This window comes from Ruegeria sp. AB8, from assembly GCF_056542605.1.
The window spans coordinates 1-12047 of record NZ_JBQGAB010000045.1 but is presented as its reverse complement, the minus strand read 5'-3'; the positions used below and the strand labels follow the sequence as shown (position 1 = coordinate 12047).

The 12047-nt window shown below is 53.6% G+C and carries 12 protein-coding genes; 5 read left to right on the top strand and 7 right to left on the bottom strand.

Features of this window, described 5'->3' with window-relative positions:
* Positions 1-270: 270 nt before the first annotated feature.
* Positions 271-2031 carry an adenylate/guanylate cyclase domain-containing protein gene (locus ACR0CG_RS22840; protein ID WP_170556818.1) on the top strand — a complete coding sequence of 587 codons (1761 nt, stop codon included), beginning with the start codon at positions 271-273 and terminating at the stop codon, positions 2029-2031.
* 261 nt (positions 2032-2292) lie between these two features.
* Here ACR0CG_RS22840 and speB read toward each other — a convergent pair whose 3' ends face one another.
* Both speB and ACR0CG_RS22830 read right to left on the bottom strand, forming a co-directional pair.
* Positions 2293-3234, bottom strand: a complete 942-nt coding sequence (gene speB / locus ACR0CG_RS22835; protein WP_170817446.1) for an agmatinase — start codon at positions 3232-3234, stop codon at positions 2293-2295.
* 408 nt (positions 3235-3642) lie between these two features.
* Entirely contained in the window at positions 3643-4449 is an 807-nt protein-coding gene (locus tag ACR0CG_RS22830; protein ID WP_170817445.1) for a class I SAM-dependent methyltransferase, read from the bottom strand.
* 142 nt (positions 4450-4591) lie between these two features.
* Here ACR0CG_RS22830 and ACR0CG_RS22825 point away from each other — a divergent pair, with 142 nt between their 5' ends.
* Positions 4592-5299, top strand: coding sequence for a winged helix-turn-helix transcriptional regulator (locus tag ACR0CG_RS22825; RefSeq protein ID WP_170817444.1), 708 nt, complete (start codon positions 4592-4594; stop codon positions 5297-5299).
* Positions 5300-5479: 180 nt separating this feature from the next.
* Here the strand turns inward: ACR0CG_RS22825 and ACR0CG_RS22820 are convergent, their stop codons facing one another.
* Positions 5480-7177: an adenylate/guanylate cyclase domain-containing protein gene (locus tag ACR0CG_RS22820; RefSeq protein ID WP_480527728.1), complete on the bottom strand. Its 1698-nt coding sequence runs from the start codon at positions 7175-7177 to the stop codon at positions 5480-5482.
* A gap of 128 nt (positions 7178-7305) precedes the next feature.
* Positions 7306-8193: a LysR family transcriptional regulator gene (locus tag ACR0CG_RS22815; protein ID WP_170825503.1), complete on the bottom strand. Its 888-nt coding sequence runs from the start codon at positions 8191-8193 to the stop codon at positions 7306-7308.
* Between the two features lie 97 nt (positions 8194-8290).
* Between ACR0CG_RS22815 and ACR0CG_RS22810 the strand changes: the two genes are divergently transcribed.
* The gene (locus ACR0CG_RS22810) at positions 8291-8512 is read left to right on the top strand and encodes a hypothetical protein (RefSeq protein WP_170825504.1); all 222 of its coding nucleotides are present in this window, start codon (positions 8291-8293) and stop codon (positions 8510-8512) included.
* A gap of 101 nt (positions 8513-8613) precedes the next feature.
* Here the strand turns inward: ACR0CG_RS22810 and ACR0CG_RS22805 are convergent, their stop codons facing one another.
* Positions 8614-9006, bottom strand: a complete 393-nt coding sequence (locus tag ACR0CG_RS22805) for a RidA family protein (RefSeq protein WP_480432013.1) — start codon at positions 9004-9006, stop codon at positions 8614-8616.
* Between the two features lie 209 nt (positions 9007-9215).
* Here ACR0CG_RS22805 and ACR0CG_RS22800 point away from each other — a divergent pair, with 209 nt between their 5' ends.
* Positions 9216-9923, top strand: a complete 708-nt coding sequence (locus ACR0CG_RS22800; protein ID WP_170825505.1) for a methyltransferase domain-containing protein — start codon at positions 9216-9218, stop codon at positions 9921-9923.
* Positions 9924-9969: 46 nt separating this feature from the next.
* On the opposite strand, the gene ACR0CG_RS22795 is transcribed toward ACR0CG_RS22800, so the two are convergent.
* Positions 9970-10749 (bottom strand): methyltransferase domain-containing protein, encoded by a 780-nt coding sequence (locus ACR0CG_RS22795; RefSeq protein ID WP_170825506.1) that lies wholly within the window; start codon positions 10747-10749, stop codon positions 9970-9972.
* 275 nt (positions 10750-11024) lie between these two features.
* Positions 11025-11255 carry a hypothetical protein gene (locus ACR0CG_RS22790; RefSeq protein ID WP_480432017.1) on the bottom strand — a complete coding sequence of 77 codons (231 nt, stop codon included), beginning with the start codon at positions 11253-11255 and terminating at the stop codon, positions 11025-11027.
* 111 nt (positions 11256-11366) lie between these two features.
* Between ACR0CG_RS22790 and ACR0CG_RS22785 the strand changes: the two genes are divergently transcribed.
* Entirely contained in the window at positions 11367-11996 is a 630-nt protein-coding gene (locus ACR0CG_RS22785; protein WP_480527725.1) for an alpha/beta hydrolase, read from the top strand.
* The last annotated feature ends 51 nt before the right edge of the window (positions 11997-12047 follow it).

Sequence of the window (12047 nt, the reverse complement as noted above, 5' to 3'; positions counted from 1 at the left end):
AAACCGCGCAGACAGGCCGGACACATGACTGCTTCTGACAAATGCGCAAATCAGATCAAAAATGTCTTGCTAGGAAGGAGCCATCCACACACGCCATTCGCTGCAAGTGCTCAATCTCGACGCAGGCAATTGTCTGGATCGCGGACAATACTGTCACTCGCCTATTGAGGGTGGATGACCGCAGGCAGCCCGAAGCGGACATTCTCGAAAGTTGGCACACTACTGCCGAACTTGATAGATTCGAAAAAAGGTTGCTATTGGGAAATGCGCATGACACGCCGACTTGCCGCCATACTTGCCGCCGATATGGTCGGCTACTCACGGCTTATGGCGGCTAACGAGGCGGGAACACTTGCTCGTCTCAAAGACCTACGACGGGACATCATCAATCCAAGTATCGAAAGTGCCGGAGGTGAGATTATCAAGCTTACCGGTGATGGCCTGTTTGCACTTTTTAGCTCGGTCGTTTCTGCCGTTGAGGCCGCAGCGACGCTCCAGAAGGCGCTGCACGCCGCCGAAGCCGAGAGCCCCACCGAAAGCCGGATCAGCTTCCGAATAGGGTTGCACATTGGAGACGTAATCTTGGACGAGGGCGACATTTATGGCGAGGGTGTTAATCTTGCCGCAAGACTCGAAGGCATCGCTGACCCAGGCGGTGTCATACTGTCTGACGACGCATGCCGGCAGGTTCGAGGCAAAATCGAACACGACATCATAGACCTTGGCGAAGTAGCGCTCAAAAACATCTCCGAGCCAGTTCGCGCCTACAAATTGGCGATGGAGGGCAAATCAGATTCCACGCAAAACCAATCTCAACCCACTGACAAACCCTCCATCGCTGTCTTGCCCTTCCAGAACATGTCCAATGATCCAGAACAGGAATACTTCTGTGACGGCGTTTCCGAAGACATCATCACAGAGCTCTCGCGCTTTCCCGAGCTTTTCGTCATCGCCCGCAACTCCTCATTTTCGTTCAGGGGTCGCCCCGTCACCCACATAGATATCGCTCGAGAACTCGGTGTTCGCTACATGCTAGAGGGTAGCCTCCGTCGAGCCCAAAACCGCGTACGCATTACTGCCCAACTCATCGACTGCACAAATGGAGCCCATGTTTGGGCCGAGCGCTACGACCGCACGCTAGACGACATCTTCGCGTTACAGGATGAGATTACACGCAGCGTGGTCGGCGCCATCGCCCCCCAGATATCCATTGCCGAAATAGATCGCGCGTCTGTGGCTCGAGATATCGACTTCAACTCCTACGACCTCTCGCTACGTGCAATGGCGATCTTCTACGCGGGAGGCTTCTACTCTCAGGATAAGTTCGATGAGGTCATATCGGTCTCTGATCGCGCCATTGATCTCGACCCGCGCAACGTCCAGGCCCATTGGATCAAAGCGTTTGCCTACCTGATGCGTTATCTATACCAGTTCGATGAGGACCCCACCGAAAACCTGGGCCTAGCTGATAAAAGCGTTGAACCTCTGTTTCTTGGTGGTCAACTCGACCCGCGCGCCTTATGCGTTCGCGGTATGGTTCGTCATTTCCGTGGAGATTTTGACGGGGCCAACGCCGACTTCAGTTTGGGCTTCACACTGAACCCGAACTTTGCCCGGAACATCTTCTTCATGGCCTGGCATGAATCTTTGGTCGGCCGAACCACACAGGCGCGCGAACATGCCCACCTTGCCCTCCAGCTTTCCCCACGCGACACTGACCTCTGGGTAGGAGACGCCTATCTGGCGCTCGCCCAAGCTGCCTTCGCCGACGCTGATTTTGAAGACGCAATGCGTTGGGGTGAGCACGCCATTCAGATGACGCCGCGTGCGCCGATCCGCCGGGCTCTTATGATCGCCAGTGCCGCCCACCTCGGGCGCGCCGAAGCAGGCCTGCCACATGAGCAGGCGCTGGCGGATTTCGCCCCAGCGTTCCTAGACAGCATTGTCTCCGGAGCTTTGATCCTCTTCCGTCTACCCGAACACAATGCGCTTTTGGTCGAAGGCTTGAAGAAAGCTGGTGTTAAGCCGTAGAGTTGGTCAGGATGCCAAAGCTCGAAACTATCGCAGACAAATCGTGCCAAGGGCCAATCCAATTTTAGCGCAATGTCCTCGAAAGGTTCTAAGCAATCGCTCATTGCTTCAATCGGCGACGACTGTTTCCAGCCCAAAGCGGACCTTCCAATCCAAGCATGATGACTTCCGAGATGCGGACTTTGCCGCCATTGATCGAATGTCTGCTGTCAGAGTGACACCATTTGTTAAAGAGCAGGCGAAGATTCTCCGCCTGCCTAATTATCTTTGCGAAGCGACGAGGCAAGTCATCTCAAGCAGCAATGACGCCCCAGCCAATGCGGTAATTTCGGCATTGTCAAAAGGTGGAGAAACCTCAACGACATCTGCTCCGATCAGGTTCACACCAGTCAACTTGCGGATCAGCGAGATTGCCTGCCAGGTGGTCAGCCCGCCGCAAACTGGTGTACCGGTGCCCGGCGCAAATGCTGGATCAAGCGCGTCAATGTCAAAGGTCAAATAAGCGGGGCGATCCCCGACAACCTCTTTGATCTTCGCGACTGTCGCCGCAACGCCCTGCTCATGTACGAATTCAGCCGTCAGCGTTTTGAAGCCATGTGATTTGGCGTTGTAAGTCCGAAGCCCAGCTTGAATGGAGTGTTGTGCGTCAAGAATGCCCTCTTGCGCGGCGTGGTAGAACATGGATCCATGGTCAAAGCGTTTTGGGTTTTCTTCCCAAGTGTCCGAATGCGCATCTATCTGGATCAGGGATATCGGCCCGTGTCGTTCAGCCTGTGCCCGTAAAATAGGATATGTGACAGAGTGATCGCCGCCCATTGTAAGCAGAAACGCGTTTGATGCCAGAATGCTTTTGGCTTCGTGGTAAATGGTTTCGGGGATTTCCGTCGGGAACCCGGGATCAAACGTGCAGTCGCCATAATCCACCATCCTGAGCTTTTGGAATGGATCAAAATCCCAATACCACGGACCTCCATCCCAAGCGACGTTGGTGGATGCTGCGCGAATACCGCGCGGTCCGAAGCGACAACCGGGCCTATTGGTGACACTCAAATCATATGGGACGCCCCAAGTGACAATATCGACGCCTTCAAGGTCACGTGAATATTGCCTGCGGAACAGGCTGTTTGCACCGCTATAGGTGGGTTCATACCCCATCCCGTATTGGTGATTTCCATGAAAGGCACGGTCAGTTGAATCTACCATGATTTCGTCTCCTAAAATCAGAAGGCGACAGCGTTGAAGCATAAGTGCCAAGCGTATCGGGTAGTCCGTTGCAATTCGCAATAACGCAAACCGCCGAACTGAACGCAAATAAAATATTTGCAACCACCTATTAGGAAAATCCTAACTCGTTATTGCGACATGCAGCGTGAATTGGTTCCGTCCGCACACTGGACTGATTGGTCAATATCACCGAACCGCATAAGACTAACGCACATTGAAACAGACATTCGCCACGAACACCCGAATTGAAGGAATGGGCTCGATCCTACCATTCGCCGCCTTGCAGCGGGTGCCAACCGTTTGGACAGCGGTTAAGCGGGCAAAACGGCCATTGCTCTGCAGTTCTTCAACGGCCGCTTTTGAGGGCTAGGTTTTTCGCGCCAAGCACTATGCGTTTGGTGACTTGGCCAGAACCACCTTAAAGGTGGCACCGAACTCGATCAAACCATTTGCCTTGCGGTATGGTGCAATGGCCGAGCGATGCGCCTTATCCACCGCATCTTTTCCTGCCAAGCTTATTGCTTTGGCCGCGACACCAGATGCGGCAAGACCAGCAATTGCAGCCGGTTCATCGGGATAGGACCAGGGACTGTCGACGTCGAAGACATCGTATGCTTCGAACCCGCCCTCCTCGACGAACTGACGCAGCACGGTGTCATCAGACAAAGCAAATGGGCCCGGTGCGTTGGGCAGCGGAGGTGGCAAAAGAGGCTTTAAAACTGTCACGACCTCGGCTGCCTCCATGCCTTCTGGGTCGCCCCAAGTCGCGATGGCTATTGCGCCACCGGGTGCAAGGACGCGTTTTACCTCTGACAAAGCCTCGGCGACATCCCCGGCATACTGGATGGCGTTGAAACTTGTCACCAGATCAAAGCTGTCGCTAGGGAACGGGAGTTCCTGCAAATCCCCTACGTGAAAGGCGGCTGCAGGTAACCGAGACTGGGCAATATCGATCAATGCGCTTGATGCATCGAGACCAGTCACCACCGCCCCCAGAGCGCTGGCCTTTGCTGCCGCCAATCCCGCCCCGCAGCCAATATCAAGATATCTGGTCCCCTCGCTCACGCCAGTTCGCTCAAGAACCGTATCAAATACCGGAGCGATTGAGGCTTCTTGATACTTAGCCCAATCCTGCGCCCGGCGGCCCCACAACTCCCCGTTGGTGATCCCCGTCATGGCGGTGTTCTGTGTCATCGTATTCTCCTCAATTTGCGATGACCAACTCCACCATGGCGCAATCCTTTCAGAGTAGTGCGTGGGAAGTACTGATGCTGGTATTTCAGACGTACTAGCCCAAGTGGCTTTGCTGGGTATTATGGACGCTGAGGAGTTTCTTATGAACGTCAAACCATACGGTCTTCTATGCCCGATTTCCCGCGCCAGCCAATTGCTGGAACCTCGATGGACCATTCCAATCCTGACCGAGATTTGGGCCGGAGCCACCAGGTTCAACACGTTGCGACGACGCCTTGGCAGCATCTCCCCCGGAGTTCTGTCTCGGCGACTTTCCGAAATGGAGCGCAATGGTCTGGTGGAGCGTGTCGAAGATAATGCGACCGGTTCTGTAGACTACTTTCGCACGCCCAAGTCCGAAGCTCTGGAACCGGTCATCAAGGCGCTCGGGGTCTGGGCACAACAGAATATCGAAGCTGAGGTCGCTCTCGCGGGAACGCTGGCCTCGCCGATGATGTGGAAATGTCAAAGCGTGCTCCAGGTAGATGCTCTGCCTGACAAGCGGTCAGTAATCCGCTTTCATTTCAGGGATGAGCCAACGGACTACGACACATTTTGGTTTCTGGCCCAGCGAGGAACGCCCCCTGAACTTTGCGTTCACGATCCTGATCTGGATGTCGATCTGTATGTGGAAACTACGTTGGTCGCGATGGGCGGCATCATAATGGGGCGAACCACTTTAGCCAAAGAGACGGAACTGGGGTCATTTTTTCTAAGTGGCGATCCAAGACTGGCTCGCACATTTCAAAACTGGCTGCCCCCCGCACCCTACGCAAGAGTTCCCGACATCCTTCCATTGCGACCGGAATGAGAAACCGGACATCTGCTCAAAGCGCAGCATTTGGTAGGTAAGGGCTCGATGCGGCCATTCTCCGCGGCTTGCATGTTTGGCAAGTCCAGCCCTAAGCGGCCCTTCAAATCCGAGCTTTGCAGTTACTGAAATGCGCGATCAAGCTGCCGGTTTTCCCAGCGCAACTTGGTTCCGGCACCGCTAATCTGGCAACCCTGCCCGGCGAAGCGCTTCAAAGTAACGTTCAGCGCCTTCTGAACCGCCATAGTCCACGTTGCTACGCCATTTCGAGATCGTTTCATCAGGTTCCATTTGCAGCATTTGCGCCAACGCCGCAGACGCCTTTTCAGGTTCCCCAAGCATAGCGTGAGCAGCGGCTCTCGTGCTGTGAAGTGCGGCATAGTTCTTTGAAAAGCGCAAACCTGCCTCAGCATAGGCGATAGCATCATGGTCTCGACCAAGCATTACGCAAGAGGTGGCGGCCCCTCCGGAAGCACCCACGAAAACGGCCCCATATCGGCCCAACCGGAGCGCCGTCTGAAAGCAGCTTAGTGCCATTTTAGGAAACCCGGCCCAGTTGTATCCCCAACCCATGAACAAATGCAGGCGGGCATCTAGTGGCGCTCGTTGCCGGATTTGCTCCAGCGCCACGGAAAGTCGATCCGCGTCCCCGTCGACATTGTAGTCAGCCACTGCAACACTCAGATCAAGCGTTGGGCTTTGACCCGCCATGTGTCGTCCGGCCTCGATCCAGTGTGGCAGCTTCTCGTAGTAGGATGACAGATCGCGTCGAAGATCATAGGTTCTCGCACCATTCATTGTCCAAATAGCTTCGGCATAAGCGGCGGCGAGGGTTGGTTTGGCCTCGATGGCCCTGGCGTGGTACGACAACGTCTCTTTATAGCTGTCGATGCTGGCCTCCGACCATGTGATCATGCCCATCAAGACGCACTGTTCGGCAGTCAGCTCGTCTTCAGGTAAAGCAGAGAGCTTTGCGGTCAGCGACTGGATCAAGATCCCGCTAACGGCATCCAACAGCTTTTCTACAACCTCGTCTTGCCAATCAAAGATAGCTTCGACCGAACCGTCGAACTTCTGAGTCCAGATTTCAGAACCAGAAGAGTCATTTAAGCGTGCTTCCAGACGCAATCGGTCGCCGTGTCCACGCAGCACGCCGCGAAGTGCATATCCCTCTGATGCTTCCGTGGAGGTTATTGCCGCGTTTAACCAGTTGATCGTCCGAAAATAAGAACCGAAATCTGAAGTGAGAGCTGCGGCCATTTCCTTGAGCTCAGCGCGTTGGTCGCTGCACGTGACAGGATGGATGGATAGCTTTGGCAAGCTCGTCTCTGTAAAAGAAGGCGAACTTTGCGGTGCACTCAGTTGTGGTCCATCGTGAATCCACACATCCAGGCTGCGTTGGATGTTCTTGAGCCTCTTCTTCCCAACTGCTTTGAAAGCGTCTGCCAGATTGTGTTCAAGGTTCAGATGTACGGGTTCAGAAATTGCGATACCACCGGTTGGCGCAATGCTCTCAAGCCGTGCGGCAATGTTCACACCGTCACCCAGGATGTCATCACCTTTTTCTGTGATGTCACCCACATGAACACCGATCCGCATGTTTATTAACGAGTATTCAGCCAACTGCTCTTGTAGCTGCATTGCTGCGGTTACAGCTTGCGCCGCGCTGTCAAATTGCACCAGCCAACCATCGCCCATGCTCTTCACGACACGACCTGATTGGCCGGCTATCGTTGGGGTGACGATGTCGCTTTCCAGGTGATCAAGCATTAGAATTGTGGCTTGCTCATCTTTGTGCATAAGCGCCGAATACCCAACGACATCCGCGGCTAGAATTGCCGCCAACCTTCGTTGCAACTGTTGTCCCTTGTTCGACATGCGTTCGACGATAGATGATGCGGCCCTCTACTCCAACTGCCTGAATGCGAGGTTCGCTCGGGGCTCTTTACTGATGCTCTCCGCCCTTGGCATCAGCGTCAGTTCGCGGTCCAATGCGGGGATAACCATCACTTGTAGATTGCCGCATAGCGAGGTGCGAAGAACTTGACGAAGGCTCTGACCTCGGGCCGGCGATAAGCTTCCGGCGAAATGAGCATCAGGTGCGGCACCGCAAGTTCGGGGATTTCGTCGAAGCACCGGATAAAGGAGTCGTCTGTTTCAACCAGTTTCACATTGCTGATCCCAAGGCCTTGGCCTGATCTGATCGCTGCATGCATCAGCTCGAGTTCAGTGAAAGACATAGCGATCTGGTCCGGTGCCACATGATTGGTCAACCATTCGTGGAATACATTCGGAACATCGTCCCGCTGAAAGGTAACAAACCGATGCCCGGCCAGATCATCGGTTGACTCCGGCAAGCCAAATTTGTCCGCGTAATTTCTGCTGCCGAACAAAGACCAGCGGGCCGTGCTGATCTTACGACAGATCAGGTCAGGATCGGGATCGGTTCGAGCCAGGCGCAACGCGATATCAGCCTCACCGGCCATCAGGTCCAGCGCCCGAACGCTGGACAAGAACTCGAATGCGACATCCTGATTGTCGGCAGAGAACTCGTTTACGATCTCAATCATGCGTGCAGAGAAGTTTGCTGAATAAGCTGTAATCCGGATGGGCTGTGTCGACGTCAATTCCTTCGCGCAATCGGCAAATTCGCGGACTGAAGCCTCGATTGCTTCGGCGAGAGGAACGAGGCGAAGGGCTTCTGGGGTTGGTTTGAACCCGTGCGTACCGCGCTCAAAAAGCGTTAAGCCTGTTTCTCTTTCGAGAACATCAATGCGTCGGGCAACCGTTGGTTGGGAGACCTTTAGCTTTCTAGAGGCCGCAAGCGTCGACCCTTCTCTGAAGACGGAGAGGAACACACGAATATCCGACCAATTTCGGAACCCATTCTTCATTTTTGTAGAACAGCACAATCTTGTGCCGGATACCAGAAAAACAGGTGAACAGTTACCTTTGTTGCGACAGCGCAAGTAACTCGGAAAGGAACATGAGATGGCTTCCCATACAATGTCACCCAGCATCTGGACCGTATTTGGTGGACTGTTCGGTTGGACCAAAAGAGCCTGCCCCGAAACCCGTAAGCCGCAGCCTACAGCCAACGATCTTCACGCGGAACGCGACTATATTAATGACGTGATCTGGAGTAATCCCGCTGCGTTTTCGAGTGAACTGGACGTGCAGAACATGATGAGTCTGTATCCAGGAAGGTTCTGACGACACTTGGTGACAATCGGCCAAATAAGGCAACGAGATCACATCCAAGGCAGTTGCGAGCTGTAAGTGACAGCTACGTAACCGCGTAGTGGCCTTCTCAGCTATGCGTCGTCGGCTATGATTGCATCGACTTCGATCTCGACCAACCATTCAGGGTTCACAAACCGATTGATCGCCATAATTGTGTCGACGGGTCGTGCATCGACGCAATACTTCTTCCTTGCCTCGATGGCTTCTTTCCAATTGTCGATATCTGTCAGTATGACTCGCGTCCGAACAATGTCTTGAATTCCGGAACCTGCCTGTTCGAGAGCCGCCTTGATGATTTCAAAGCACTGGGTTGTTTGGGCAAATACATCTCCGACCCCTACGGTCTTGCCTTCAGCATCGACAGGTGCGGTGCCGCCAACAGATATGTGGGGACCAACCCGAACTGCTCGGCTGAACCCAACGATTTCTTCCATCGGATTTCCATTTGAAACTAGCTGACGCATGGCATGAACCTCCTGTTTGTCCCAAGTATACCCATTTTGGCACGGCTTGTTCTTGGTTCAGGTGATGTTAGGGTTTTTTGGTAGAAAATACTGAGCATTAATGGAGGGTGGTTGGGATGGCTGATCCGTTTCAAGATGTAGATGCTGCGGGTGCGGAGTTCATTTCCGCATTTGCCGACTCGATGGACGCGCGTCAGGCCGATCCCACAATGGAAAAGATCGTTTCAAACTATCTGACCAAACTTGAGTTTGCCAAAGATAGCCTGACGGTTGAAGTCGGGTGCGGTGCGGGAGCTGTCACGCGCCGCATTGCGGAGAAGGCCAAACCCGCGCGGGTCATTGGTTTCGAGCCGTCTGTAGGCTTTGTGACCGAAGCAAGAGCGCGGGTTGGGGGCCACGACAATGTGGAGTTTGAGGTCGCTGGTGGAGCGTCGCTGCCCCTGGATGATGGCTCAGTTGATAATGTGGTAATGCACACAGTGCTTACCCATGTTGCAGACCCGGAACCTCTTTTGACCGAAGCAGGGCGCGTTCTAAGGTCGGGAGGGTGTCTCGTGGTGTGTGACGCTGACTTCTCGAAAGCGTCACTAGGAAACATGCCAGACGATCCTCTGGACGCATGCGCCAAGATATTTGTGAACGAGTTTGTCACCGACCCATTTGTTGTCGCCAAGCTGCGCGGCCTGGCCTCAAATGCGGGTTTCATAGTCGAAGACTTCAGTCTTCAAAGCAGAAGTATACTAGACAATGACCAAATGCTCCCCTGGGTCGAAGAAACGGGAAAAGTGTTGATAAAACGCGGTGAAATTGGAGAGGACCTGCACAATGGATTGGTCGCCGAGTATCGCCGTCGAGCAAGAGAGCGCACACTTTTCGGCTATCAGGTCTTTGCAACACTGATTGCGAGGCGGCCATAATCTTGTAGCCAGCGTGGCCGAGGTCAAGCGGCGCATTGTAGAACAATCAACCCTTTTTGCGCGCCACGACGATAAATTGGGTCATGGAGAAAAAGAAGCGTCCAACTTCTGCAAGGCTAAGTTGTTCGTCGAACCACGATTGCGCCACGGCGGGATCAACATGGTCATTTGCGACAGCGTATTGCTTGATAAGGTGCATCATCATGATTGCGAGGCCATCAGGCTTTAGCTGGTGATCCGTCATTGTGAACGACAAAACATCTTCCACATGGTCGCCACGCGCTTTGATCAGTGCGGGCAGTCTTTCCGGGAGGGAACCACTCACAAAGTGATGGTTCCAGGAAGTCAGCATCTTTTGCATTCTGTCGGGCTCTTCGCTGAACCAAATCAAGCTGCCAAAGTGCAGATCGCTAATGACGAGACGTCCGCCGGGTTTGACGCATCGCAGCGTGTCATCCAGTGCACCGTCTACGTCTTCGATGTACTCAAAGACCTGTACCGAGACGGCCTTGTCAGCACTCTCATCCTCAATGGGCAAGCTATTTGCGGCACCAGCCCGAAACTCCACGTTTGCGTAGACGCTGCATCGTTCTTTAGCGGCTGCTGTCATGTCAGTGCTTGGGTCGATCCCGATGACACAGCCATCCGAGCCAACTGCGCGAGCCAACTCCGCTGTTAACATCCCGTTGCCACAACCAACATCCAAAATAGTCTCACCGGGAGCCGGGCACAGCGCATCAAATGAAGCCTGTCTTCGCCGCGTCAGTTCAGCTCCCTGATAGGCGATTTCAAGTAATTTCGTTGTCTCCGCGTCAAACTTAAGCAAGTCATTACCCCCCCAAATTACCAGCCTTCTATTCGCACGACCTTACCAGACATACAGAACTCCTCGAATGACCATTTTGTTGGCAAGGCGACAGACCTTGATGGTTTACAACGAGCGAAACTCTGTGCTTCAGTTCGGAAGGGCTGATCCATATGTCCAGCTTTACTGAAGAGAGTGAAAAGGCGCGTAAGCAGTGTCGTTTAAGGCCAGCAGAAGTTGATTAATTGCAATGCAAGAGGAACCCTTCAATGCGACCCACGCGGGTGACGGTTCTTTTAAGAGTTCACCGACTTCGACGAAGAAAACTCTTGGGACAACTTAACAAGCTGTGTTTTCGGCACCACTAAGCGTTCCGCTAGTTCGACGTCGTCATTCAACAAGGCGCGACAAATTTCGTCCTCCAATTGATTTGCCAAACTAAGTAACGCGCTCGCGGTTTTGACGGAAGTTGAGGTCTCTCTAACGAGCGCAGCGCGGTTCAGGTTATTCGATGAGATCTGCGGCATGGTCTGTCTCCCCACTGGCTTCATACGCAAGCTTATCCGCATCAATTCGCCGAAACCGTTGACATATCGTTGCTGCATCGTTGAATTTTGTAGATAGCGTTGGAGGTATGCATGCGGCAGTGGGTGTTAGATCGGAGAGACGGTAAATTGTCTTCCGGTCAAGAGCATTCGACTTTGTCGCCAAAAGCCACGGAAGTATTAGAGTGCCTGATCGCTGCGAACGGGGAGGTCCTGTCGCGGGAAGACATACTTCAGTCCGCATGGCAGGGCTTGCACGTCAATCCAGATCTGGTTCGAGAGTACATTTTCGAAATTCGCAAGGCGTTGGGCGATGACGCGAAAGATCCAAACTACATAGAAACTGTTGGTCGGCGTGGGTTTCGCTTGATTGGGGCGATTTCAATTAACCCTGCGGCAAAAGACCTCTCAAATTCTAGTTCCGTGTGCAGTCAACCCAATCCTCTGCCGCCTGTAAAGTTTTGCCATTCCAAGGACGGGACTTCCATTGCTCATACTGTCTCTGGCGCGGGTTACCCTTTGCTGATTTCCGGCAGTTGGATGACCCATCTGGAACAAGACTGGCAGAACCCATCCTATGGCGATTACATCCGGCACCTTTCGGAAAAGTTCTCTGTCATTCGATACGATCAACGCGGAAATGGGCTGTCCCAATGGTCTGACGTCGACATCAGCTTTGAGGGCTGTCCGTCGTCAGGGATTTTGGGACAGATGGCGCTCTGATCTAAGAGAGGATGTGGCTCATCTGGTTGGTTTGATTATGCGGCGGATTTG

Excerpts from the sequence above, each read along its gene's own strand:
- ACR0CG_RS22810 (WP_170825504.1), top strand. The coding sequence starts at position 8,291 with ATGGCTTCCCATACAATGTCACCCAGCATCTGGACCGTATTTGGTGGA.
- ACR0CG_RS22830 (WP_170817445.1), bottom strand. The coding sequence starts at position 4,449 with ATGACACAGAACACCGCCATGACGGGGATCACCAACGGGGAGTTGTGG.
- ACR0CG_RS22815 (WP_170825503.1), bottom strand. The coding sequence starts at position 8,193 with ATGAAGAATGGGTTCCGAAATTGGTCGGATATTCGTGTGTTCCTCTCC.
- ACR0CG_RS22785 (WP_480527725.1), top strand. The coding sequence starts at position 11,367 with ATGCGGCAGTGGGTGTTAGATCGGAGAGACGGTAAATTGTCTTCCGGT.
- speB (WP_170817446.1), bottom strand. The coding sequence starts at position 3,234 with ATGGTAGATTCAACTGACCGTGCCTTTCATGGAAATCACCAATACGGG.
- ACR0CG_RS22825 (WP_170817444.1), top strand. The coding sequence starts at position 4,592 with ATGAACGTCAAACCATACGGTCTTCTATGCCCGATTTCCCGCGCCAGC.
- ACR0CG_RS22840 (WP_170556818.1), top strand. The coding sequence starts at position 271 with ATGACACGCCGACTTGCCGCCATACTTGCCGCCGATATGGTCGGCTAC.
- ACR0CG_RS22805 (WP_480432013.1), bottom strand. The coding sequence starts at position 9,006 with ATGCGTCAGCTAGTTTCAAATGGAAATCCGATGGAAGAAATCGTTGGG.
- ACR0CG_RS22790 (WP_480432017.1), bottom strand. The coding sequence starts at position 11,255 with ATGCCGCAGATCTCATCGAATAACCTGAACCGCGCTGCGCTCGTTAGA.
- ACR0CG_RS22820 (WP_480527728.1), bottom strand. The coding sequence starts at position 7,177 with ATGTCGAACAAGGGACAACAGTTGCAACGAAGGTTGGCGGCAATTCTA.
- ACR0CG_RS22800 (WP_170825505.1), top strand. The coding sequence starts at position 9,216 with ATGGAAAAGATCGTTTCAAACTATCTGACCAAACTTGAGTTTGCCAAA.